The following is a 26,400-nucleotide window of genomic DNA, read 5'->3' as shown; positions in this document are numbered from 1 at the left end:
AGATTATTAATCATATTAAAATTTTAGCAAAATTAAGTCATGAAAAGTCCGATGTGAATAGTAATCTATCCATATCATTTTAAAAGTGGCTAAATTAGAAAACGAAATAAAAAACATACATCTGTTTCATTGAGGGAAAAATGAATTTAGATATATTTAAAGCGTAGGAAACGAGGAGGAACATTGATGGCGAAAGAAACATTTTATATCACTACACCAATATATTATCCAAGTGGGAATTTACATATCGGTCATGCATATACAACAACAGCTGGTGATGTAATCGCACGTTATAAAAGAATGCAAGGCTATGATGTTCGTTATTTAACAGGTACGGATGAACATGGTCAAAAAATACAGGAAAAAGCACAAAAAGCTGGAAAATCTGAATTAGAATATTTGGATGAAATGATAGCAGGCATTAAAGATTTATGGAATAAATTAGAAATCTCAAATGATGATTTTATTCGTACAACAGAAGCACGACATAAAGAAGTGGTACAACAAATTTTTGAACGTTTATTAAAGCAACAAGATATTTATCTTGGTGAATATGAAGGTTGGTATTCTGTACCAGATGAAACTTACTATACGGAGACGCAATTAGTGGATCCGATATTTGAAAATGGTGAAATCGTTGGCGGTAAAAGTCCAGACTCAGGTCACGAAGTAGAATTAGTTAAAGAGGAAAGTTATTTCTTCAATTTATCTAAATATACAGATCGTTTATTAGAATTTTACGATGAAAATCCTGATTTTATTCAACCACCTTCACGTAAAAATGAAATGATTAATAATTTCATCAAACCAGGGTTGGAAGATTTAGCAGTTTCACGTACATCATTCGATTGGGGCATCCATGTGAAATCAAATCCTAAACACGTTGTTTACGTGTGGATTGATGCGCTTGTGAACTACATTTCTTCATTAGGTTATTTATCAGATGATGATAGCTTATTCAAAAAATATTGGCCGGCAGATATTCATATCATGGCTAAGGAAATTGTGCGTTTCCATTCAATTATCTGGCCAATCTTGTTGATGGCATTAGATGTTCCACTACCTAAGAAAGTCTTTGCTCATGGCTGGATTCTTATGAAAGATGGCAAAATGAGTAAATCTAAAGGTAATGTGGTCGATCCTAATGTACTTATAGATCGTTATGGACTAGATGCTACGCGTTATTATTTAATGCGTGAATTACCATTTGGTTCAGATGGTGTCTTTACGCCTGAAGGTTTCGTTGAACGTACAAATTATGATTTAGCGAATGACTTAGGTAATTTGGTGAATCGTACGATTTCTATGGTTAATAAGTATTTCGATGGCGAATTACCAGCATATCAAGGTCCAAAACATGAGTTGGATGAAGATATGGAGCAAATGGCGATAGACACAGTGAAGACGTTCCATGAGAATATGGACGATTTACAATTCTCAGTAGCACTTTCAACGGTTTGGAAGTTAATCAGCCGTACTAATAAATATATTGACGAAACATCGCCGTGGGTATTAGCAAAAGATGAGAGTCAAAAAGACATGCTAAGTAATGTTATGGCGCATTTAGTAGAAAACATTCGTATTATAGCAGTGTTATTAAGACCATTCCTTACGCATGCACCAAAACAAATTTTTGAACAGTTGAATATTAATTCACCTGAATTATATGAATTTGATAGCGTGAAACAATATGGTGTTTTAACTGCACCAATTGTTGTTATTGATAAACCACACCCTATCTTCCCACGCTTAGATAGTGATGCAGAAATTGATTATATTAAACAATCTATGCAGCCAGAAAAAGCGGCAGAAGTTTCAGAAGAAACTGAAGAAATACCTAGTAAGCCACAAATTGATATCAAAGACTTTGATAAGGTAGAAATTAAAGCTGCTACGATTACGGATGCTGAACAAGTTAAAAAATCTGATAAATTATTGAAAATCCAAGTCGATTTAGATAGCGAACAACGTCAAATCGTCTCAGGCATTGCAAAATACTATCAACCAGAAGATATTATAGGTAAAAAAGTTGCAGTTGTAACAAATTTAAAACCTGCTAAATTGATGGGTAGAAAATCAGAAGGTATGATTTTATCTGCTGAAAAAGACGGCGTACTGACACTTGTAAGTTTACCAAACGCAATTCCAAATGGTGCAATAATTAAGTAATCACAAATTAAGGGAGCGATATAATATGCTTATCGATACACATGTTCATTTAAATGCAGAACAATATGCTGAAGATTTAGAAGCGGTCATTGAACGTGCAAGAGACAATGGTGTAGATCGCATGTTTGTTGTTGGGTTTGATACACCAACAGTCGAGCGTACGATGGAACTCATTGACCAATACGAATTTATCTATGGCATTATTGGATGGCACCCTGTAGATGCGGTTGATTGTACAGAGGAACGATTAGAATGGATAGAAAAGCTTGCAGCACACCCTAAAGTGATTGGTATAGGTGAAACGGGATTAGATTATCATTGGGACAAGTCGCCTAAAGATGTGCAACAAACATTATTTAGAAAACAAATCGCATTGGCTAAACGCGTCAATTTACCAATTATTATTCACAATAGGGAAGCAACGCAAGATTGTATAGATATTCTTAAAGAGGAACATGCTGAAGAAATTGGTGGTATCATGCACAGCTTCAGCGCTTCTCCTGAAATTGCAGATGATGTAATTAATAAATTGAATTTCTATGTATCTTTAGGTGGTCCAGTCACTTTTAAAAATGCGAAACAACCTAAAGAAGTAGCGAAACATGTTCCATTTGATCGATTATTAGTTGAGACAGATGCACCATTCTTATCACCACATCCATATAGAGGCAAAAGAAATGAACCTGTCCGTGTGACATTGGTTGCAGAACAAATTGCTGAATTACGCGGTGTTAGCTATGAGGAAGTTTGCAAACAAACAACTGAAAATGCAGAACGTTTATTTAAATTAGAAGGATAGACACATTACAAAAAAGGTATCGGTCTGAAATAGGGCTTAGTTCATAGAGTAAATGCTAAGTAGTAACCATTATTTGCGACGATACCTTTTTTATTTTTATCTAAAATCGAATTAAAGTGATGAAAGGTGTAACAATAAATGAAGATTAACGAATTTATTGTAGTAGAAGGTAGAGACGATACGGAACGTGTTAAAAGAGCGGTAGAATGTGATACGATTGAAACAAATGGGAGTGCGATTAACGAGCAAACTTTAACTGTTATAGCACAGGCATTTGAAACAAGAGGTGTAATTGTATTAACAGATCCTGATTTCCCGGGTGATAAAATACGTAATACTATTCAAAAACATATACCAGGCGTAAAACACGCATATATCGACAGAGAAAAAGCCAAAAGTAAACGAGGCAAGATTGGTGTAGAACATGCACAACTTGCAGATATTAAAGATGCCTTAATGAATGTAAGTACACCATTTGAAGAAGGACACGAAACAATCAGTAAATCAGTGTTAATTGATTTAGGATTAATAATTGGCAAAGATGCACGCAGAAAAAGAGAAATACTTGGGCGTAAGCTACATATAGGACATTCTAATGGCAAACAATTAATAAATAAGCTCAATGCGTTTGGCTATACTGAAGCAGATGTTAGAAATGCATTAAGTGATAACGAAGGAAGTGAATGATAAGTGGATATTAAAGATGTTGCTACACCATCGCGTACGAAAGCATTGCTCAATCAGTATGGTTTTAATTTCAAAAAAAGTTTAGGACAAAACTTCTTGATTGACGTTAACATTATACAAAAAATTATCGATGCGAGTGATATAGGTGAAAATACAGGTATTATAGAAATAGGACCTGGTATGGGTTCACTTACAGAGCAATTAGCTAAAAAGGCAAAGAAAGTTGTGGCGTTTGAAATTGATCAACGTTTGATACCGGTATTGAAAGATACAATGGGACCTTATGAAAACGTGGAAATTATAAACGAAGATATATTAAAAGCTGATATTGCACATTATGTCACGGAGCATTTAGCAGATTGTGACAATATCATGGTGGTCGCTAACTTGCCATATTATATTACAACACCGATATTATTGAATCTAATGCAACAAACTTTACCCATCGATGGGTACGTAGTTATGATGCAAAAAGAAGTCGGTGAAAGATTGAATGCACAAGTTGGAACAAAAGCTTATGGATCACTATCAATTGTTACCCAATATTATACTGAAACAAGTAAAGTGTTAACAGTGCCGAAGACAGTCTTCTTACCACCGCCAAATGTAGATTCAATTGTTGTGAAATTGATGAAGCGTCAGACGCCGGAGGTAGATATAGATGACGAGGATAGATTTTTCAAAATGACAAAAGCTGCATTTAGCCAAAGACGAAAAACAATCAACAATAACTATCAAAGTTTGTTTGTAGATGGTAAAGCGAACAAAGAAATTATTAAAAAATGGTTGGAAACTAGCGATATAGATCCAAGAAGACGTGGAGAAACGCTTTCAATAAAAGAATTTGCAAAATTATACAATGAATTGAAAAATTTCACAGAATTAGCATTTTAAATTATTGACAAGCTTGAGTTACATTGCTAAAATTGATGTTTTGTTTGACAAAAGCTCGCGATTTGTGTTATTATACAACTTGTAGCGAGGTGGAGCAATATGCCAAAATCTATTGGAGACATCAAAAATTCACTTGATTGTCAATTAGGAAACCGAATCGTACTTAAAGCGAATGGTGGTCGTAAGAAAACAATTGAGCGTAGTGGTGTGTTAAAAGAAACGTACCCTTCTGTTTTCATTGTCGAGCTAGATCAAGAAATTTACAACTTTGAGCGTGTATCTTATACATACGCTGACGTTTTAACTGAAAACGTACAAGTTTCTTTTGAAGATGATAATCAGCAAGAAGCAATTGCACACTAAATAAAAGTGATTTAAATAAAGTTCGTCTCTTAGGAGTCATACTTTTTAATTTAAACTTTAATATTAAGATCATTAAATGAAAAGGTATGTTGGTGTAACTTCGCCAACATACCTTTTTCTGTGCCACAATTTATGGTGTAGGAAATGGATATAATTTTAATAGAAGCGTACTATATTGTAGAATAGTAAATTAAGAAATGATTTATTGTCCAATATAGTTAAATGTATATTTATAAAAATATTTATCAAAATATCGAAAATAAGTTTTAAAAAACAGACAATGCAACTATAACAATATGTTAAAATCATTTTATTACCATATCGAATTGGAAGAGGGTGGGAATATGATTTATGAAACAGCTCCGGCAAAGATTAATTTAACGCTGGATACACTCTTTAAACGAGATGATGGTTTTCATGAAGTTGAAATGATTATGACGACGATTGATTTAAATGATCGCTTGTCATTTGAACTACGCAACGACAAAAAAATAGTTGTTGATGTAGAGCAAACTTACGTTCCCTCCGATAATAAAAATTTGGCGTATAAAGCTGCAGAATTAATGAAAAGAAATTATAATTTAAAGCAAGGTGTCACAATCACTATAGATAAGAACATACCTGTGTCAGCAGGGCTTGCAGGAGGCTCTACTGACGCTGCAGCTACAATGAAAGGGATGAATCGCCTGTATGAGCTAAATAGACCGTTAAATGAGTTGTGTGAGCTCGGTATTAAGATAGGCACAGATATCCCTTTTTGTATTTTTGGTAAAACAGCATTATGTAGAGGTAAAGGTGAACGTATTACGTTTCTGAATAAACCTCCATCAGCATGGGTTGTTGTAGCAAAACCAAATTTAGGTATATCTTCTCCGAGTATTTTCAAAAAATTAGACTTAAATAAGCCGCATCATGTGGATACGACAACTTGTAAATCAGCTTTAATTTCAGGAGATTATGAATTACTTTGCAAAAGTCTTTCAAACCGATTGGAACCTGTCTCGGGTAAGATGCATACTGAGATTTTAAAAATAAAAGAAAATATGTTAGAAAATGGTGCGGATGGTGCTGTTATGAGCGGAAGTGGCCCATCTGTTTATGGACTAACACAAAAAGAACGCCAGGCAAGACATGTTTACAATGCAGTCAATGGCTGTTGTAATGAAGTGTATATAGTAAGATTATTAGGCTAGTGAGAAGGGATGAGTTAAATGCGCTATAAAAGAAGCGAACGAATTGTTTATATGACACAATACTTGATGAATAACCCTAATAAATTGATACCATTAACTTATTTCGTACAAAAATTTAAACAAGCGAAATCATCTATAAGTGAAGATGTTCAAATTATTAAAACCACATTCCAAAAAGAAAAATTAGGGACAGTGATTACCACAGCTGGGGCTAGTGGCGGTGTGACGTATAAACCTGAAATGAGTAAAGAAGAAGCGAGTGAAGTCATTGATGACGTTATCGCACAACTCCAAGAGAAGAATCGTTTGCTACCAGGTGGGTATTTATTCTTGTCTGATTTAATGGGAGACCCGACGTTACTTAACCGTGTCGGAAAACTGATCGCTACACTTTATATGGATGAAGAATTAGATGCAATCGTTACGATTGCTACGAAAGGTATTTCTCTTGCCAACTCAGTAGCTAACGTATTGAATTTACCAGTAGTTGTCATTCGAAAAGATAACAAAGTGACTGAAGGTTCTACGGTATCAATTAATTATGTGTCTGGATCTTCTCGAAAAATTGAAACTATGGTGTTATCCAAGAGAACATTACCAGAAAATTCTAATGTCCTTGTAGTAGATGATTTTATGCGCGCAGGTGGATCCATCAATGGTGTGATGAATTTAATGAACGAGTTTAAAGCACATGTGAAAGGGGTATCGGTACTAGTAGAATCAAAAGAAGTTAAACAAAGATTAATTGAAGATTATACTTCCTTAGTTAGATTATCTGATGTAGATGAATACAATCAGGAATTTAAAGTGGAGAAAGGCAACAGTTTAACTAAATTTTCTTAAAGGAGCGATTACGGCATCATGAAAACGATTAATACAACCAAAGCACCGGAAGCGTTAGGGCCATACTCACATGCAACAGAAGTAAATGGTCTAGTATTCACATCTGGACAAATCCCATTAAATTTAAATGGAGAGATTGTTAGCGATGATGTAAAAGAACAGACGACACAAGTCTTAGAAAATTTAAAAGTTGTACTAGACCAAGCTGGATCAGATATAGATTCGGTTATAAAAGCTACTATTTTTATTGCTGATATGAATGAATTTCAAAATATAAATGAAGTTTATGGCAAATATTTTGAGCATCATCAACCTGCGAGAAGTTGCGTTGAGGTAGCGAGACTACCTAAAGATGTTAAAGTAGAAATAGAAGTAATTGCACAAGTGAAGTAAGGATTTATAATTTTTAATAAAATTGTTAAGCTTCTAACAAAGAGATACTATGGGGGGCTCACTACATGAAAGTGACAGATGTAAGACTTAGAAAAATACAAACAGACGGAAGAATGAAAGCGCTTGTTTCAATCACTTTAGATGAATCATTTGTGGTACATGATTTACGCGTTATTGAAGGCAACACAGGTCTATTCGTCGCAATGCCAAGTAAACGTACACCAGATGGTGAATTCCGAGATATCGCACATCCAATCAATTCAGAAATGAGACAAGAAATACAGGATGCTGTGATGAAAGTATATGAAGAAACTGATGAGGTCATCCCTGATAAAAATGCTCAATCATCAGAAGATACTAATGAGGAAGCTTAATTTAATTATTTGAGATTATAGTGAATTTAATATCGTTTTAAAGAAGATTGAATTTCTAAAACTGGGAAATTCAATCTTCTTTATTTATGTAAGCGTGACTAAAACATAAAATATTAAAATTATTTACAAAATGTAAAGGTGACAAAAATTATAATTTTGAAATTTATAATAAATAACCAAAACTTACATGTTTTTACTTAACTATATTATTATGAATGAAACAAATGTCTAAAGAAGTGACACCGTATGTTTCATTCATAATAATATGTTAGAAATTATCGATAATAAGAAAAGTTACTGTAGAAAATGAAGCGGCTTTCAAAACCTAAATAGATGACAAATACTATGCACTTTATTTATAACAATTGTAATAAAAAACGCGTTAATAAAAAACATTGGCACTTTGAGCCTTGAAAGTGTGACTAGCGTTAAATTATAATAATAAAGAAGTGTATATTTTAATGGAGGGTTAACATACATGCAAAGACATGCAATAGTACTCGCAGCTGGTAAGGGTACACGTATGAAATCAAAGAAATACAAAGTACTACATGATGTCGCTGGCAAATCAATGATTGAACATGTCGTGGATAACGTTAAACAATCTGGCGTAGAACAGCTAGTAACAATCGTAGGTCATGGCGCAGAAAGCGTGAAAGAAACATTAGGCGATGCATCGCTTTATAGTTTTCAAGAAGAACAATTAGGTACTGCTCATGCCGTTAAAACGGCTAGTGAACATTTAAATGATAAACAGGGCACAACGTTAGTAGTTTGTGGAGATACACCATTAATTACGACAGAAACACTTAAATCTTTAATTGAACATCACGAAAATAACCAAGCGCAAGCTACTGTATTAACAGCTACAGCAGCAAACCCATATGGTTATGGCCGAATTATACGTGATGCAGACAATCAATTAGTTAAAATAGTCGAACAAAAAGATGCAACAAATACAGAACAACAAATTAATGAAATTAGTTCAGGCATTTTCGCATTTGACAATCAAATGCTATTTGAAAAGTTAGAGTTAGTGAATAACAATAATGTACAAGGCGAATACTACTTGCCTGATGTACTTTCATTAATTTTAGAAGATAAAGGCGCAGTAGGTATTTACCATACAAATGATTTTGAAGAAATTATGGGTGTAAATGACCGAGTGATGTTGAGTGAAGCAGAAAAAGCATTTAGAAAACGCATCAACGAATTTCATATGAGAAATGGTGTAACAATCGTGGATCCATCAAATACTTATATCGGTGCAGATGTAACTATTGGAGAAGACACAATTATAGAACCTGGAGTTAAACTTGCAGGACATAGTGAAATTGGAGAAGAGACAGTTGTAGGACAATATACGGAAATCACGAATAGTAAAATAGGTGATAATGTTACAATTAAACATTCAGTGATCAATGAAGCAATGGTTGATGATTATGCGATAATTGGACCGTTTGCACAACTTCGTCCAGGTACAGACTTAGGCAAAAAAGTGAAAGTCGGCAACTTTGTTGAAGTTAAAAAATCAGTCGTAAAAGCGGGAGCTAAATTACCTCACTTGAGTTATATTGGTGATGCAGAAATAGGCGAACGTGTGAATCTTGGCTGTGGTTCAATCACAGTAAACTATGATGGTATTAACAAATTCAAGACGGTTATTGGTAATGATTCGTTTATAGGGTGCAATACGAATCTGGTAGCACCTATTACGTTAGGCGAACGTTCTTTAATTGCTGCTGGCTCTACGATTACTGATAGTGTACCAGAAGACAGTTTAGCATTAGCGAGAGCTAGACAAACAACCAAAGAAGGTTATTTGAAAAAATAAAAGGTGTATGTTTAGACATGCATGCTTGAACTGTTAAACTTAATGTAATTGAGTAACTTGTTAACCACAAAATGCTTTATATTGAAAAACAATGTAAGTTTGCGCTTGTATTTAAATGAAAACTAATTGAATGAATTAATTGGAGGACTATAAATGTTAAACAATGAGTATAAGAATTCTGCTTTGAAAATATTTTCTTTAAAAGGTAATGAACCTTTAGCCCAAGAAGTAGCAGATCATGTTGGAATCGAACTAGGAAAATGTTCAGTAAAACGTTTCAGCGATGGAGAAATTCAAATCAACATAGAGGAAAGTATTCGTGGTTGTGACGTATTTATTATTCAACCTACATCAAATCCTGTAAATTTACACTTAATGGAATTATTAATTATGGTTGATGCTTGTAGACGTGCATCAGCAGCTAACATTAATATAGTTGTCCCGTATTATGGTTATGCGCGCCAAGACAGAAAAGCACGTAGTCGTGAACCAATTACAGCTAAACTTGTAGCAAACTTAATCGAAACTGCAGGCGCAGATCGTATGATAGCGTTAGATTTACATGCACCTCAAATCCAAGGTTTCTTCGATATGCCAATTGACCACTTGATGGGCGTGCCAATCTTAGCAGAATACTTCAAGAATGAGTCAGGTATTGATCTTGAAGAGTGTGTTGTAGTCTCTCCAGACCACGGTGGCGTAACAAGAGCACGTAAACTTGCAGATATACTTAAATCACCGATTGCTATTATTGATAAACGTCGTCCAAAACCAAATGTTGCAGAAGTGATGAACATTGTTGGTGAAATAGAAGGACGTACGGCTATTATTATTGATGATATCATTGATACAGCAGGGACAATCACATTGGCAGCTCAAGCATTAAAAGATAAAGGTGCTAAAGATGTATATGCTTGTTGTACACACCCTGTATTATCAGGTCCAGCTAAAGAACGTATTGAAAATTCAGCAATCAAAGAACTAATCGTAACAAATTCAATTCAATTAGATGAAACACGTAAACCAAGCAATACGAAAGAGTTATCTGTAGCTGGTTTATTAGCACAAGCAATTATCCGTGTTTACGAACGCGAATCTGTTAGTGTGCTATTTGACTAATATATTATATGAATGTATAATGGTTTCGTTCGTGAATTCACGAGCAAAATAAACGCTTGCAAGCAACATTATGTTGATGGGCAAGTGAGGGGCTCATATTTGAGCAAAACGAAAGGTGGAAAATGAATATGACTGCATTAAAGTCAATTATTCGTCAAGGTAAACAAACACGTTCAGACCTTAAAACACTAAGAAATACTGGTAAAGTACCTGCAATCGTTTACGGTTATGGTACAAAAAATACTTCTGTTAAAGTAGACGAAGTAGCATTTATTAAAGTTATCCGTGAAGTTGGACGTAACGGTGTTATCGAATTAGGCGTAGGTTCTAAAACAATTAAAGTAATGGTTTCAGACTACCAATTCGACCCACTTAAAAACCAAATCACTCACATTGATTTCTTAGCAATCAATATGACTGAAGAACGTACTGTTGAAGTACCTGTTCATTTAATTGGTGAAGCAGCAGGTGCTAAAGAAGGTGGCGTGGTTGAACAACCATTATTCAACCTTGAAGTTACAGCTACTCCAGACAATATTCCTGAAGCAATCGAAGTTGAAATCAGCGAATTAGAAATCAATGACAGCATTTCAGTTGAAGATATTAAAGTATCAGGCGATTTTACTATCGAAAACGAAGCTACTGATTCAGTAGTTACAGTAGTAGCTCCAACTGAAGAGCCAACTGAAGAAGAAATCGAAGCAATGGAAGGCGAAGCACAAACGCAAGAACCAGAAGTTGTAGGCGAATCTAAAGAAGACGAAGAAAAATAATATACTTCATGCTTCATTGTCAACATAAGTTGATGATACCAACATTGTAATATCTTATAAAAAGCACCGTGCTTAATACGTTAAGCAGGTGCTTTTTTATGTTATTATAGTCAATGATATGAAAAAATAATTTTTAATTGTTTATTAATTCAAATACATGAAAATGATATATATAGTTAAGTGACAACAACAATTGGAGGTAACATAATGAAATGTATTGTAGGCCTAGGCAATATAGGTAAACGTTTTGAACAAACAAAACATAATATTGGTTTTGAAGTTATAGATTACATGTTAGATCAAAATCAATTCTCATTAGATAAACAAAAATTTAAAGGTGCCTATACGATTGAACGTATGGCTGGAGAAAAAGTCATGTTTATTGAACCACTAACAATGATGAATTTGTCAGGCGAAGCGGTAGGCCCGTTAATGAAATATTATGATATAGATATAGATGATTTAGTTGTTTTATATGATGATTTAGATTTACCACAAGGAGAGATTCGCCTAAGACAAAAAGGCAGTGCTGGTGGACATAATGGTATTAAATCAATAATTCAAGTACTAGGTACGGACCAATTCAAACGCATTAGAATCGGTGTAGATAGACCTTCAAATGGTATGTCAATTGTCGATTATGTGTTACAAAAATTTTCAAAACAAGAAATGCAAATAATGAATAAAGTAATAGAACATTCCGCGCGTGCAGTTGAGGCTTATATAGAAAGTTCTCGTTTTGACCGTGTGATGAATGAATATAATGGTGAAGTCAAGTGAAATCAATAATTACACAATATATAAATGAAGACAAACGATACCAAGAATTAAACGACGTATTTGGTAAAGAAAATGTACTGGTCACTGGCCTATCTGGCGCAGCTAAATCAACGATTATAGCCGAAAAATATTTGCATAGTACTAAACAATTACTAGTTGTTACAAATAATTTATATCAAGCAGATAAATTGGAAAGTGATTTATTGCAATTTGTAGATGCAGACGAGGTCTACAAATATCCAATGCAAGATATCATGACAGAAGAATTCTCAACACAAAGCCCTCAATTTATGAGCGAGCGTGTACGTACACTAACGGCACTTGCTCAAGAAAAGAGAGGGTTATTTATCGTACCATTAAACGGTTTGAAAAAATGGCTCACTCCAGTTGAAATGTGGAAATCCCATCAGTTAACACTATCTGTAGGTGACGATATTGAAATTGATGAATTTTTAAATAAATTAGTAAATATGGGTTATCGCAGAGAAAGTGTAGTGTCACATATAGGTGAGTTTTCATTACGTGGAGGCATTGTTGATATTTACCCTTTAATTGGTCAACCAGTAAGAATTGAACTATTCGATACTGAAGTGGATTCGATTCGTGATTTTGATGTGGAGACACAAAGATCAAAAGAGAATATAGAAGAAGTCAATATTACAACAGCAAGTGATTATATTATCACAGACGATGTACTTAAACATACAAAGTTAAAATTAAAAGAAGCTTACGAAAATACACGTCCAAAAATTGAAAAATCAGCTCGTAATGATTTGAAAGAAACTTACGAAAGTTTCGAACTTTTTGAATCAACGATGTTTGACCATCAAGTATTACGTCGACTTGTGTCATTTATGTATGAACAGCCAGCAACTATTATGGATTATTTTAAAGATGACGCTATTGTTGCAGTTGATGAACATAATAGAATTAAAGAAACTGAACAAACACTTATAACTGAAGTTGATGAATTTATGCAAAACCTGATAGAAAGTGGTAAAGGATTTATTGATCAAAACTTCTTGCAATATGATGGATTCGAAGCATTGTTGAAACATTATCCAGTGACGTATTTCACGTTATTCACAGCGACAATGCCTGTTCAACTCAATGAAATCATCAAGTTTTCATGTAAGCCCGTACAACAATTTTATGGTCAATATGATATTATGCGCTCAGAATTTCAGCGCTTTATTCAAAATGATTATACTGTCGTTGTGCTTGCTGAAACTGAAGTGAGAAAAGAACGTATTCAATCTATGCTCAATGAAATGCATATTCCAACATTTATCGATACGCCAAGTCAACGAAACGATGGAGGCAATGCAATCATTACTGAGGGTAGTTTATCAGAAGGCTTTGAGCTACCATATATGCAACTTGTCGTTGTGACGGAACGCGAACTATTCAAATCCAAACAAAAGAAAAAACCAAAACAACAAAAGACACTAACAAATGCTGAAAAAATTAAATCATATCAAGATTTAAAAGTAGGCGACTATGTCGTTCACGTGCACCACGGTGTTGGTAGATATTTAGGTGTTGAAACACTTGATGTCGGTGGCGTACATAAAGACTATATTAAACTTCAATATAAAGGGACAGACCAATTGTTTGTACCAGTTGATCAGATGGACCAAGTTCAAAAATATGTGGCATCAGAGGATAAGACACCTAGGTTAAATAAACTTGGTGGTACGGAATGGAAAAAAACAAAAGCTAAAGTACAACAAAGTGTTGAAGACATGGCTGATGAATTAATCGATCTATATAAAGAACGCGAAATGTCTGTTGGCTATAAATATGGTCCAGATACGGCAGAACAAAACGAATTTGAGATAGATTTCCCTTACGAATTAACGCCAGACCAAGATAAATCAATTGAAGAAATTAAGCAGGACATGGAAATTGAACGCCCAATGGATCGATTGTTATGTGGTGATGTAGGTTATGGTAAGACAGAAGTGGCAGTACGTGCAGCCTTTAAAGCTGTTATGGAAGGAAAGCAAGTTGCCTTCTTAGTTCCAACTACAATTTTGGCACAACAGCACTATGAAACATTAATTGAGCGTATGCAGGATTTTCCAATCGAAGTCCAACTCATTAGTCGATTTAGAAGTACTAAAGAAGTTAAAGAAACAAAAGAACGATTAAAATCAGGCTTTGTTGATATCGTCGTAGGTACTCATAAATTATTAAGTAAAGATATTCATTATAAAGATTTAGGATTATTAATCGTGGATGAAGAACAGCGATTTGGCGTACGTCATAAAGAAAGAATTAAATCATTGAAAACGAATGTGGACGTTTTAACACTGACGGCTACGCCTATACCACGTACATTGCACATGAGTATGTTGGGTGTTCGTGATTTATCAGTGATTGAAACACCACCAGAAAATCGTTTTCCAGTACAAACTTACGTATTAGAACAGAATACGAATTTTATTAAAGAAGCACTAGAAAGAGAATTATCTAGAGAAGGGCAAGTCTTTTATTTATATAATAAAGTGCAGTCTATTTATGAAAAACGAGAGCAATTACAAATGTTAATGCCAGAAGCGAATATTGGTATTGCACATGGACAGATGAAAGAAGGAGACTTAGAAGAAACAATGCTAAGTTTCATTAATCATGAATACGATATTCTTGTGACGACTACAATCATCGAAACTGGGGTTGATGTTCCAAATGCCAACACACTCATTATCGAAGATGCGGACCGTTTCGGACTCAGTCAGTTATACCAATTAAGAGGTCGTGTCGGACGTTCGAGCCGTATTGGCTATGCTTATTTCTTACACCCTACGAATAAAGTATTGTCAGAAACAGCTGAAGACCGTTTGCAAGCAATTAAAGAATTTACTGAGTTAGGCTCAGGATTTAAAATTGCAATGCGTGATTTGAATATTCGAGGCGCAGGCAACCTCTTAGGTAAACAACAACATGGATTTATTGATTCTGTCGGTTTCGACCTTTACTCACAAATGCTAGAAGAAGCGGTGAATGAAAAACGTGGTGTTAAAGATGAGAAACAAGATGCACCTGAAATTGAAATTGAACTCAACATTGATGCTTATTTACCTGCTGAATATATTCAAAATGAACAGTCTAAAATAGAAATCTATAAAAAATTACGTAAGATTGAAACTGAAGCACAACTTATGGATGTAAAAGATGAATTAATAGATCGTTTCAATGATTACCCAGTAGAAGTAGAAAGACTGTTGGATATGATGGAGATAAAAGTTCACGCTTTAAATGCCGGAGTGGCGCTTATTAAAGATGTAGGCAAAAAGGTGGAAGTTTATCTGTCTGAAAAAGGAACGACAGATATTAACGGAGAAACGTTATTTAAACAAACCCAACCATTAGGCCGTGCAATGAAAGTTGGCGTTCAAGATGGTAAAATGAAAGTAACTTTAAATAAAGTAAGTAATTGGTTAGATAGTTTGAAATTCTTAGCGAAATGTTTAGAAGAAAGTATGGTTATATCAGATGAAATCTAAGGACGATAAGAATACGGCCTTCAACGGCGTAGTTGTTCTTACAATCGCACTTGTTATTGTTAAAATATTAAGCGCAATTTATCGTGTCCCATATCAAAATATACTTGGAGACGAAGGATTATATGCTTATCAACAAATATATCCGATTGTTGCTTTAGGTGTTATTTTAACAATGAATGCAATTCCAAGTGCAGTCACACAAACGTTTGGCACACAAGGGCAATCAAGACAATACACTAAAGTGTTGCTGAGGTTACAACTCATTAGTACTGTTTTTTTCTTGATTATTTTCATAGGTGCACAGTGGATCGCACTCCTAATGGGTGACACTAATCTCACGCCAATGTTAAGAGCAGCAAGTTTTAGTTTCTTGTTTGTTGGTATATTGGGAGTGTATAGAGGTTATTATCAAGCGCATCAACATATGACTGTTCCAGCGATATCACAAGTCATAGAGCAAGTCATACGCGTTGTAATTATCATCATTGCTATTGTATTATTTATGACACAACAATGGTCTGTTTACACTGCTGGTACAGTAGCTATCATCGGTTCAGCAGTAGGATTTTTAGCATCCAGTATATTCCTAATGCAGGGCAAGCCTTTTAAGCTCAAGCAAGCGAATAAACTAAATGACAAAGCCATAGTAGAGTGGAAAAAGTTATCATTGGCCATTATCATCTTTGCTGTAAGTCAGCTTATCGTCATTGTTTGGCAAGTGATAGATAGCTTTACGGTCATACATGCACTTCAGAATGCAGGCTTAAATTTTCAAGAAGCAACCACGCAAAAAGGTATCTTTGATCGTGGGGCTTCATTTATACAAATGGGCTTAATTGTGACAACGACATTTTGTTTTGTTCTTATACCAATGCTTACCGATGCGATTAAAGCGCGCAATAACGTTCTGGTTAATAGATATGCGAATGCCTCTATCAAGATTACAGTTATGTTTAGTGTAGCAGCTGGTATTGGATTAATTAATTTACTGCCAGTCATGAATAGTGTGTTTTTTAAAAATGATAGTCTGACTGGTACGTTATCTATCTATATGCTGACAGTTATATGTGTTTCGCTCATTATGATGGACATTGCTTTATTACAAGTGAAAAACCAAGTTCGCCCTGTGCTTTATGCATTTATCATTGGTGTGGTCAGTAAAGTAATACTCAATGTGATATTAATACCACAACTATTAATGCTAGGTGGTAGTATCAGCACTGTAATTTCACTTATTATATTTACACTCGTACTACATTATCACGTACTAAAACACTATAAATTCCAGATGATGAAAAAATTTGTGATTAAATTGGTTGCTACGATGGTGATGCTGTCAGTGGCTGTTCAAATAGGAATGTGGCTTGTACCTACACAAAGTAGAATCACAGGTTTGATTGAATTAGTCATTGCAGCAGTGATTGGTGTATTGGTAATCATTTTCGCTATTGTACGTATGCATTTATTGAGTTATAGAGAATTAAAACATTTACCATTGGGCGATAAACTTTATCATATGAAAAGAGGGGAACATTAATGTCAGGTAAAATAACAATTGTTGGATTAGGTAACTACGGTATTGATGATTTACCTTTAGGTATCTACAAATTTCTTAAAAAACAAACAATGGTTTACACACGTACATTGGATCATCCTGTAATTAAAGAGTTAACCGCAGAAAATATACAATTCAAAAGTTTTGATAGTGAATACGAGGCACAAGCATCATTTGAGGGCGTTTATGAACGTATTGTGTCACAACTCATTGAAGCGGCCCAAAGTGATGATATTATTTATACAGTACCTGGGCATCCGCGTGTAGCTGAAACGACAACTGTAAAATTAGAAGCTTATGCACAAAAGCATAATGATGTTCAGGTTGAAGTTTTGGGAGGCAAAAGCTTTATCGATGATATATTTGAAGCGGTAAAGATAGACCCTAACGATGGGTTTACATTACTCGATGCGACAGCGATAAAAAAAGAGCAGTTAAATATTCGTACCCATACGCTCATTACTCAAGTTTATAGCCCTATGACGGCAGGCGATTTAAAAGTGACGTTGATGGAACGTTATCATGATGAGCAAACAGTATTTATCGTCGACGGCGCACAAAATAACGCTGCAAATGTAATAGAAACACCGCTTTATGAATTAGACCATCATGCATCTGTTTTCAGTAATTTGACGAGTGTATTCGTTCCGAAAGTAGAAAAAGAAGAAGCGTATTATAGTGATTTCTATTTTGCTGCGAACATTATAGATCAACTTGTCGATGACGAAACAGGCTGTCCTTGGGATAAAGTTCAAACACACCACACATTAAAACGTTATCTATTAGAAGAAACGTTTGAATTGTTTGAAGCAATAGATAACGAAGATGATTGGCACATCATTGAAGAATTGGGGGACATACTTTTACAAGTACTATTGCATACAAGCATTGGTAAAAAAGATGGGTTCCTTGATATAAATGAAGTGGTTCAAAGTCTTTCAAAAAAAATGATACGTAGACATCCACACATTTTTGGTGACGCTGAAGCGGAAACTGAAGAAGATTTAAAACATATATGGTCAGAAGTAAAAGCAAAAGAAGGTAAAACGAAACGTGTTAAATTTGAAAAAGTATTTGCAGAGCATTTCTTGAAGTTGTATGATAAAACAAAAAATATGTCGTTAGACGCAGATGCTTTAAGAAAAATTTTAGAGCAAGGAGGAAACAAATCATGAGATTAGATAAATATCTCAAAGTATCACGGTTAGTGAAACGTCGTACTTTAGCTAAAGAAATTAGTGATCAAGGACGTATTGCCGTCAATGGTTCAGTAGCGAAAGCAGGCACTGACGTAAAAGTAACAGATGAACTTGTAATCCGATTTGGACAAAAAGTAATCACAATTGAAGTTACTGGTTTAAGTGAACATGCGACTAAGGAAAATGCGAAAGGTATGTATGAATTAGTCAAAGAAGAAAAGGTTAGTGGAGACTAAAAAAGGAGGTGACAAGCAATGAGTAAAAAAGTTGAGAACATAGGGAATACGTTCACTTCTGCTGAAAATAAAAAGAAACAACAGCAAAAAATGAGAAGACGAGTCGTACGTAAACGTATAACTTTATTTGGTGGCATATTACTTATCCTCATTATTATTTTAACTGTAATGCTTGTCACTCAAAAACAAAGTAATATAGATGACGCAGCTGAGCGTCAAGAAAAAGAACAACAATATCAAAAGCAACAAGATGAAGAACTCGCATTAAAAGAACAATTAAACAATCTCAATGATAAAAGTTATATAGAGAAAGTTGCGCGAGATGATTACTATTTGAGCAATGATGGAGAAGTGATTTTCAAGTTGCCTGGAGAGAAATCCGAGGAAGATTCTAAATCATCAAAAGAGGATAAATAGTGAAATTTGTCATTTAAGTCACAATACCATTGTTAATTTATGCAAACAGGCATATAATAGGGTTAAAATCGAAACAAATCGGGAGGATTTATTTACAATATGTCAATCGAAGTAGGAAACAAGCTTAAAGGTAAAGTCACTGGTATTAAAAAGTTTGGCGCTTTCGTCGAACTTCCTGAAGGAAAGAGTGGCTTAGTTCACATAAGTGAAGTTGCAGATAATTACGTGGAAAACGTAGAAGATCATTTATCTGTTGGAGATGTAGTTGAAGTTAAAGTGCTTTCAATCGCTGATGATGGTAAAATTAGTTTATCAATTAAAAAAGCAAAAGATCGTCCACGTAGACCTCAAAGTAAACCCAATTATAAAAAACCTCAACCAAAAGGTGAGGACTTTGAAAAGAAATTAACAGATTTCTTGAAAGATAGTGAAGATAAATTAACATCTATTAAACGTCAAACAGAATCTAGACGTGGTGGAAAAGGAGCGAAACGTTAATCAATATATATATCGTAAGACTGTTGACACAGGAATTAATTTAATGACTTGAAAACAAAGTACAATAATTTTTTCCAAAATTAAGTTTGATTGTAACAATCTAAGACTGTTTTCTTACTTGAGGAAACAGTCTCTTTTTTGTTGTATATAAGTCATAATATTACGAGCATTTGCAGTGTTAAGGTAATATTAAGGGCAAGGAGGTAGATAAGTTGAGAGTAAATACTGAAGGCTGGGATAAAAGTAATCATATTGTATTGGCAGTTTCTACAGGTGTAGATAGTATGGTGCTTTTACATCAATTGATTACACGTTTAGCTGATTCATATACTAAGTTGACTTGTCTCCATGTAAATCACAATATCCGTCCTGTTGCAGCAGCAGAAGAACAATTTATTAAAGCGTATTGTGATAAACATCAAATCCCATTGCGCATACAACATCTGGATTTGTCTGCTGTGATTGAAAAAGGTAATAGTATTGAAAGTGAAGCGAGAGCCGAACGTTATCATTGGTTTGATGATATGATGACTGAGTTAAATGCAGATGTATTACTTACGGCACACCATCAAGATGATCAGATTGAAACGATATTTTATCGACTTATGACTGGACGCTCTACGAGAAGTAGCTTGGGGATGACATATCTTTCTTCAAGAGGCCATTATAATTTATGTAAACCATTTTTAGAAGTCACGAAATCAGAAATACGTAACTATCAAACAAAACATAATGTTCCATATTATGAAGATGAATCGAATGCAGAAAATCATTATGTCAGAAATGATATTCGCAACCGCATATTACCTGATATAGAAAGTAATAAACACTTATCTACAGAACAATTGCTAAAATTACAAGACTGGCATGATGAACAATTATCAGTTGTGCGACATGAAGCTACAACATTTATCTCGGCATTTGTTGATTTTTGTAATGATGGCAGTGAAGTTACTTTTTCAAGAAAGCAGTTTTTAAATTTACGACATAGTGTCAAAATGGCAGTCTTAGATAAACTTTTTGCTGATTTACCACTAGATAAGTCGTTTACTGAGAAAACTTACAACGAATGGTTTCAACAACTTACAGAAAATGTAACACAATGCACATTATATGCGACACATGAATGGATAATTCACATCGCTTATGATAAATTTATAATAATGGCAAATTGTAAGGAAAAACTAGCTCCGACTAAGATTGATCAACCAGGTGCATACAACTATGGTCGCTATAGCATTGATATTACTAATGAATTTCCTACATTCGAGTATCCTATAGTTATCCGTACAAGAAAAGACGGCGACAAATTTGAACTGAATGGTATGAAAGGGCATAAAAAAATAAGTAGACTGCTTATTGATAAAAAGGTTATACAAACTGAACGTAACCAAATGCCAGTTATAGTTAATGCATACAATGAGATTATTGCTGTTGGCACATTATATTTAAAGCGTAAATACAATCAATCAATTTTTATACGAAATATGGGAGAGGAATGAAAACATGCGAGATGATTTAAAAGACATTTTATTGTCAGAGGAAGATATACACCAAATTTGTGAAGAGCTAGGTAAGAAAATAACGGAGGAATACAAAGGGAAACCACTTGTATGTATTGGCATATTAAAAGGTTCTGTTATGTTTATGGCAGATTTAATTAAATATATTGATACGCATTTAGCTATCGACTTCATGGATGTTTCTAGTTATCACGGAGGCACTGAATCAACAGGAGAAGTAAAAATCTTGAAAGACTTAAGTGGATCTATTGAAAATAAAGATGTTTTAATTATTGAAGACATTCTAGAAACGGGTACTACTTTAAAATCAATTACTGAATTACTTGAATCACGTCGTGTTAACTCACTTGAAATTGTTACGCTACTTGATAAACCTAATCGTCGCAAAGCAAACATTGAAGCAAAATACGTAGGTAAAAAGATACCTGATGAATTTGTAGTAGGCTATGGTTTAGATTATGCTGAACATTATAGAAATTTACCTTACATTGGTACATTGAAACCAGAAATCTATTCAAAATAAGCAGTACAATTTATTCATAGAAAAAGTTGTTATATACTGTAAGTTACAGTCGAATTAAGTTAGTGAATGTGAAAAGTAGGGTTAGACTTAAATCATTTGAAATTTAATACATAAACTTGTAGGTACGTGACAATATATAATATTCATTTAACTTTAAGCATAATAGAAAAATAAAACTAAAGGGTAAAACAATAAGAATTGTAAACATAATGCAAAAGTTGAAATAGTAGCCGAAAACTCGAGTGTTGTGTTACAATTTTTGTTAGTTTTATAATTGAAGTAGGAGGAAACGACGCATGCAGAAAGCCTTTCGTAACGTGCTAGTTATCGCAATCATTGGCGTTATTATTTTTGGCTTGTTTTCGTGGCTTAACGGAAATGGGAATATGCCAAAACAGCTTACATATAATCAATTTGTTAAGCAGTTAGATAAAGGTGAGTTAAAATCACTTGAAATTCAACCTGAACAAAATGTATATATGGTAAGTGGTAAAACAGATAAAGATGAAGAGTATTCTTCAACTATTTTATATAACAACGATAAAGAGCTAGAAAAAATAACTGATAAAGCACAAAGTCAAGACGGATTGAAATTTACAGTTAAAGAAGAAGAAAAACAAAGTGTATTTGTAAGTATATTAACAACATTAATTCCTGTATTAATTATCGCACTCTTATTTATATTCTTCCTCAGCCAAGCCCAAGGTGGCGGCGGTGGCGGTGGTAATCGTATGATGAACTTTGGTAAATCCAAAGCGAAAACGTACGATAATCAACAAAAACGTGTACGCTTCACTGATGTAGCTGGTGCAGATGAAGAGAAACAAGAATTAATTGAAATAGTCGATTTCTTAAAAGACAATAAACAATTTAAACAAATGGGTTCTAGAATTCCTAAAGGTGTTCTTTTAGTTGGCCCTCCTGGTACAGGTAAAACATTATTAGCTCGTGCAGTTGCTGGTGAAGCCGGTACGCCGTTCTTCTCAATTAGTGGTTCAGACTTCGTTGAGATGTTTGTGGGTGTTGGTGCAAGCCGTGTACGTGACTTGTTCGAAAATGCTAAGAAAAACGCGCCTTGTATCATCTTTATTGATGAAATCGATGCAGTTGGTCGTCAACGTGGTGCCGGTGTAGGTGGTGGCCATGATGAGCGTGAGCAAACATTGAACCAATTACTCGTTGAAATGGATGGATTTGGTGACAATGAAGGTATCATTATGATCGCTGCTACAAACCGCCCAGACATTTTAGACCCAGCGTTATTACGTCCAGGTCGTTTCGACAGACAAATTCAAGTAGGTCGCCCAGATGCTAAAGGTCGTGAAGCAATTCTTCATGTTCATGCGAAGGACAAACCATTTGATGAAACAGTTGACTTAAAAGCAGTTTCAGAAAGAACACCAGGTTTCTCTGGTGCAGATTTAGAAAACTTATTAAACGAAGCATCATTAGTTGCTGTACGTGAAGGTAAGAAAAAAATTGATATGCGTGATATTGAAGAAGCGACAGACCGCGTTATCGCTGGTCCAGCTAAAAAATCTCGTGTAATCTCTGAAAAAGAACGTAATATTGTAGCACACCATGAAGCTGGTCATACAATTATTGGTATGGTACTTGATGAAGCTGAAGTTGTTCATAAAGTTACAATCGTACCTCGTGGACAAGCTGGCGGTTACGCAATGATGTTACCAAAACAAGATCGCTTCTTAATGACAGAAAAAGAATTATTAGATAAAATTTGTGGTCTACTTGGTGGACGTGTATCTGAGGATATTACCTTTAATGAAGTATCTACAGGTGCATCTAACGACTTTGAACGTGCAACACAAATTGCACGTCAAATGGTTACTGAATATGGTATGAGTGAAAAAATCGGAACGGTTCAATTCACAAATAGCAACGGTGGCCAAGTGTTCTTAGGAAAAGAAATGCAAGGTGACACTGAATTTTCAGGACAAATTGCATATGAAATTGATAAAGAAGTGCAACGTATCATTAAAGAACAATACGAGCGTTGTAAGACTATCTTGTTAGAGCATAAATCACAGTTAGATTTAATTGCTGAATCATTATTAACTGAAGAAACGTTAGTTGCCGAACAAATCCAATCATTATTTAACGATGGTGTCTTACCAGAAGTTGATTATGATAGCGCCAAAGTTGTGGAACATAAAGACGATAACTTTGAAGAAGGAAAATACGGTAAATCTTACGAGGACGTTCGTAAAGAACAACTATCTTCAGATGATGAAACACAGGATAACGATAAAGAAAACGAACAACAAGACAGCGATGACACTGAAGAAACAGGTCATGAACAAGCACCTAATATCGATAAACCTAGCAATCCAAGCGATCCGAATGATCCAAGTAACAGAAATTAATAACTGAACATAAAGCTTCTTTCTGCTATCATATTGATAGTAGAAGGAAGCTTTTTTTAATAACAAGATATGATGGAACAATTTCCAAACAGATGTTTCGCATTTTCTACTTCGAACGATTACAATAAATTGCATTGATAAAAAGTGTAAAAACAATCTTAGAGTAAAGATATAAAAAACATTTTTAAAACTAGATGATATTAAAGGAGAAATAAACAAAATGACGAACGATTATATAGTTAAAGCATTAGCTTTTGGAGGACAAATTCGCGCTTATAGTGTGTTAACAACTGAAAGTGTTCAAGAAGCACAAACAAGACATTATACGTGGCCGACTGCTTCAGCAGCCCTTGGACGTACGATGACAGCAACAGTGATGATGGGTGCAATGCTCAAAGGCGATCAAAAATTAACAGTTACTGTTGATGGTAAGGGCCCAATTGGTAAAATAATTGCTGACGCTGATGCTAAAGGGAATATAAGAGGCTATGTTTCAAATCCTCAGACACATTTCCCTTTAAATGATGCTGGTAAATTAGATGTTAGCCGTGCGGTTGGTTCAGAAGGCGCATTGACAGTTGTAAAAGATGTTGGAATGAAGGATTATTTTTCTGGTTCTAGTGAACTCGTTTCTGGTGAATTAGGAGATGATTTCACTTATTACTTTGCTAAAAGTGAACAAGTACCATCATCAGTAGGTTTAGGCGTATTAGTTAATCCTGACAATTCAATTAAAGCTGCAGGTGGGTTTTTAATACAAGTTATGCCAGGCGCAGAAGATGAAACAGTGGATAAACTTGAAAAAGCAATCAATCAAATGACTCCAGTTTCGAAACTGATTGATCAAGGTTTAACGCCTGAAGAAATTCTTTTCGAAATACTAGGGGAAGAAAACGTACAATTATTAGAAAATCTTCCTACACGTTTCGATTGTAATTGTGGTCATGAAAAATTCTTGACTGCCATTAAAGGTTTAGGAGAAGCTGAAATTCAAGATATGATTGATAAAGATCATGGCGCAGAAGTTGAATGTCATTTCTGTAGAAATAAATATGATTTTTCAGAAGATGAGTTACATGGATTAATAGAAAATAGTAAGTAAAAGGTATAAACTAGATATAGAATATACTATTGAACAAAAAAATTGCTACATCAAATCTTCATAGTTGTATTTGCTGAAAAATCTGATAAAATATAAAGTATATCCGAGAGAAAAAGTAGGTTTTAAACTTTTTAATGAAAAGGAGCAATACTAAATGACAAATAAACCAGTAGACAATATCGTAAAAGCAATTGGCAATACACCTGTTGTTAAGTTAAACAACGTTGTGGGGGAAGATGCCGCAGACGTATATGTGAAACTTGAATATCAAAATCCAGGTGGCTCTGTAAAAGACCGTATTGCATTAGCAATGATTGAAGAAGCTGAGCAAGCAGGTAAAATTAAACCAGGCGATACAATTGTTGAACCGACAAGTGGTAACACAGGAATCGGCTTAGCTTTTGTTTGTGCAGCTAAAGGTTATAAAGCAGTATTTACGATGCCTGAAACAATGAGTCAAGAACGTCGTAACTTATTAAAAGCATACGGCGCAGAATTAGTATTAACACCTGGATCAGAAGCAATGAAAGGTGCAATCAAAAAAGCTAAAGAGTTAAAAGAAGAATTTGGTTATTACGAACCACAACAATTCGAAAACCCAGCAAATCCTCGTGTACACGAATTAACAACTGGACCAGAATTAGTTGAACAATTTGAAGGCAAAACAATTGATTCATTCTTAGCTGGTGTAGGTACTGGTGGAACACTCAGTGGTGCGGGTAAAGTATTAAAAGAAAAATACCCAGACATCAATCTTGTAGCGATTGAACCAGAAGACTCACCTATCTTAAGTGGTGGCGAACCTGGTCCCCATAAATTACAAGGTTTAGGTGCAGGATTTGTACCAGATACTTTAGATACAAACGTTTATGATGAAATTATCAAAGTAGGTAATGAAGTTGCGATGGATATGTCACGTAGAGTTGCTAAAGAAGAAGGTATCTTAGGTGGTATTTCTTCAGGTGCAGCGATTGTTGCAGCGATTGAAAAAGCAAAATCATTAGGTAAAGGTAAAACAGTTGTTACTGTATTACCAAGTAATGGTGAACGTTATCTTTCTACACCGTTATATTCATTTGATGACTAAACGATATATGTTTAACAATTACCGACCACATTTGCATGTGAGTCGGTTTTTTTGTGTATATAAAGCAATATAAGTAAGCAAAGTAAAAACAATACACTAGTATATTTGATTTCAAGTTTTGATTACTGAAAAAAATGAAAATTAAC

The 26,400-nt window shown here is 34.5% G+C and carries 24 protein-coding genes; all 24 read left to right on the top strand.

The features are described 5' to 3' along the window. The first annotated feature begins 186 nt into the window (after nt 1-186). The 24 genes from metG to cysK all read left to right on the top strand — a co-directional run bounded on the left by metG (nt 187) and on the right by cysK (nt 26,254). The gene (metG, locus tag ACP3TL_RS10265) at nt 187-2,169 is read left to right on the top strand and encodes a methionine--tRNA ligase (RefSeq protein ID WP_285326949.1); all 1,983 of its coding nucleotides are present in this window, start codon (nt 187-189) and stop codon (nt 2,167-2,169) included. 25 nt (nt 2,170-2,194) lie between these two features. Continuing rightward, nucleotides 2,195-2,968, top strand: coding sequence for a TatD family hydrolase (locus tag ACP3TL_RS10260; protein WP_069833242.1), 774 nt, complete (start codon nt 2,195-2,197; stop codon nt 2,966-2,968). Between the two features lie 138 nt (nt 2,969-3,106). Then, complete coding sequence (gene rnmV, locus ACP3TL_RS10255; RefSeq protein ID WP_069818264.1) at nt 3,107-3,655, top strand: ribonuclease M5; 549 nt, start codon at nt 3,107-3,109, stop codon at nt 3,653-3,655. A 3-nt stretch (nt 3,656-3,658) separates the two neighbouring features. Beyond that, a complete protein-coding gene (gene rsmA / locus ACP3TL_RS10250; RefSeq protein ID WP_069833241.1) occupies nt 3,659-4,549 on the top strand; it encodes a 16S rRNA (adenine(1518)-N(6)/adenine(1519)-N(6))-dimethyltransferase RsmA in 891 nt (296 codons plus the stop codon). 99 nt (nt 4,550-4,648) lie between these two features. After that, nucleotides 4,649-4,912 (top strand): biofilm formation stimulator Veg, encoded by a 264-nt coding sequence (gene veg, locus ACP3TL_RS10245; protein ID WP_002508737.1) that lies wholly within the window; start codon nt 4,649-4,651, stop codon nt 4,910-4,912. 344 nt (nt 4,913-5,256) lie between these two features. Beyond that, nucleotides 5,257-6,105, top strand: a complete 849-nt coding sequence (gene ispE, locus ACP3TL_RS10240; protein WP_277575940.1) for a 4-(cytidine 5'-diphospho)-2-C-methyl-D-erythritol kinase — start codon at nt 5,257-5,259, stop codon at nt 6,103-6,105. An 18-nt stretch (nt 6,106-6,123) separates the two neighbouring features. After that, nucleotides 6,124-6,948 (top strand): pur operon repressor, encoded by an 825-nt coding sequence (purR, locus tag ACP3TL_RS10235; protein WP_002508739.1) that lies wholly within the window; start codon nt 6,124-6,126, stop codon nt 6,946-6,948. Nucleotides 6,949-6,966: 18 nt separating this feature from the next. Continuing rightward, the gene (locus ACP3TL_RS10230) at nt 6,967-7,341 is read left to right on the top strand and encodes a RidA family protein (RefSeq protein WP_069818261.1); all 375 of its coding nucleotides are present in this window, start codon (nt 6,967-6,969) and stop codon (nt 7,339-7,341) included. A gap of 65 nt (nt 7,342-7,406) precedes the next feature. Then, on the top strand, nt 7,407-7,715 hold the full coding sequence (gene spoVG, locus ACP3TL_RS10225) for a septation regulator SpoVG (protein WP_002508741.1): 309 nt from the start codon (nt 7,407-7,409) through the stop codon (nt 7,713-7,715). A 478-nt stretch (nt 7,716-8,193) separates the two neighbouring features. Then, a complete protein-coding gene (gene glmU / locus ACP3TL_RS10220) occupies nt 8,194-9,549 on the top strand; it encodes a bifunctional UDP-N-acetylglucosamine diphosphorylase/glucosamine-1-phosphate N-acetyltransferase GlmU (protein WP_285326945.1) in 1,356 nt (451 codons plus the stop codon). A 153-nt stretch (nt 9,550-9,702) separates the two neighbouring features. Beyond that, nucleotides 9,703-10,668: a ribose-phosphate diphosphokinase gene (locus ACP3TL_RS10215; RefSeq protein ID WP_002508743.1), complete on the top strand. Its 966-nt coding sequence runs from the start codon at nt 9,703-9,705 to the stop codon at nt 10,666-10,668. Nucleotides 10,669-10,796: 128 nt separating this feature from the next. Continuing rightward, the gene (locus ACP3TL_RS10210; RefSeq protein ID WP_069818259.1) at nt 10,797-11,441 is read left to right on the top strand and encodes a 50S ribosomal protein L25/general stress protein Ctc; all 645 of its coding nucleotides are present in this window, start codon (nt 10,797-10,799) and stop codon (nt 11,439-11,441) included. A 207-nt stretch (nt 11,442-11,648) separates the two neighbouring features. Next, a complete protein-coding gene (gene pth, locus ACP3TL_RS10205; RefSeq protein WP_069833238.1) occupies nt 11,649-12,221 on the top strand; it encodes an aminoacyl-tRNA hydrolase in 573 nt (190 codons plus the stop codon). Continuing rightward, entirely contained in the window at nt 12,218-15,730 is a 3,513-nt protein-coding gene (gene mfd / locus ACP3TL_RS10200; protein ID WP_285326940.1) for a transcription-repair coupling factor, read from the top strand. The genes pth and mfd overlap by 4 nt, the downstream gene beginning before the upstream one ends. Next, on the top strand, nt 15,720-17,267 hold the full coding sequence (locus ACP3TL_RS10195; protein ID WP_069833236.1) for a polysaccharide biosynthesis protein: 1,548 nt from the start codon (nt 15,720-15,722) through the stop codon (nt 17,265-17,267). The genes mfd and ACP3TL_RS10195 overlap by 11 nt, the downstream gene beginning before the upstream one ends. Then, nucleotides 17,267-18,460, top strand: a complete 1,194-nt coding sequence (locus tag ACP3TL_RS10190) for a MazG nucleotide pyrophosphohydrolase domain-containing protein (RefSeq protein WP_069833235.1) — start codon at nt 17,267-17,269, stop codon at nt 18,458-18,460. The genes ACP3TL_RS10195 and ACP3TL_RS10190 overlap by 1 nt, the downstream gene beginning before the upstream one ends. Continuing rightward, on the top strand, nt 18,457-18,720 hold the full coding sequence (locus tag ACP3TL_RS10185) for an RNA-binding S4 domain-containing protein (RefSeq protein ID WP_057511366.1): 264 nt from the start codon (nt 18,457-18,459) through the stop codon (nt 18,718-18,720). Before ACP3TL_RS10190 ends, ACP3TL_RS10185 begins: the two co-directional genes overlap by 4 nt. An 18-nt stretch (nt 18,721-18,738) precedes the next feature. Further along, nucleotides 18,739-19,137 (top strand): FtsB family cell division protein, encoded by a 399-nt coding sequence (locus ACP3TL_RS10180; protein ID WP_069818254.1) that lies wholly within the window; start codon nt 18,739-18,741, stop codon nt 19,135-19,137. Nucleotides 19,138-19,236: 99 nt separating this feature from the next. Next, nucleotides 19,237-19,635 (top strand): S1 domain-containing RNA-binding protein, encoded by a 399-nt coding sequence (locus ACP3TL_RS10175; protein WP_002508751.1) that lies wholly within the window; start codon nt 19,237-19,239, stop codon nt 19,633-19,635. A gap of 212 nt (nt 19,636-19,847) precedes the next feature. After that, complete coding sequence (gene tilS, locus ACP3TL_RS10170; protein ID WP_069833234.1) at nt 19,848-21,137, top strand: tRNA lysidine(34) synthetase TilS; 1,290 nt, start codon at nt 19,848-19,850, stop codon at nt 21,135-21,137. A gap of 4 nt (nt 21,138-21,141) precedes the next feature. After that, a complete protein-coding gene (hpt, locus tag ACP3TL_RS10165; protein WP_002508753.1) occupies nt 21,142-21,681 on the top strand; it encodes a hypoxanthine phosphoribosyltransferase in 540 nt (179 codons plus the stop codon). A 296-nt stretch (nt 21,682-21,977) separates the two neighbouring features. Continuing rightward, nucleotides 21,978-24,065: an ATP-dependent zinc metalloprotease FtsH gene (gene ftsH, locus ACP3TL_RS10160; RefSeq protein WP_069818252.1), complete on the top strand. Its 2,088-nt coding sequence runs from the start codon at nt 21,978-21,980 to the stop codon at nt 24,063-24,065. Nucleotides 24,066-24,285: 220 nt separating this feature from the next. After that, the gene (gene hslO, locus ACP3TL_RS10155; RefSeq protein WP_285326936.1) at nt 24,286-25,167 is read left to right on the top strand and encodes an Hsp33 family molecular chaperone HslO; all 882 of its coding nucleotides are present in this window, start codon (nt 24,286-24,288) and stop codon (nt 25,165-25,167) included. 154 nt (nt 25,168-25,321) lie between these two features. After that, nucleotides 25,322-26,254 carry a cysteine synthase A gene (gene cysK / locus ACP3TL_RS10150; RefSeq protein WP_069833233.1) on the top strand — a complete coding sequence of 311 codons (933 nt, stop codon included), beginning with the start codon at nt 25,322-25,324 and terminating at the stop codon, nt 26,252-26,254. The last annotated feature ends 146 nt before the right edge of the window (nt 26,255-26,400 follow it).

Source organism: Staphylococcus caseorum (genome assembly GCF_049943195.1).
Lineage (GTDB): Bacteria > Bacillota > Bacilli > Staphylococcales > Staphylococcaceae > Staphylococcus > Staphylococcus equorum_A.
The sequence above is the reverse complement of the archived record's forward strand: the minus strand, read 5'-3'. Positions and strand labels throughout refer to the sequence as shown.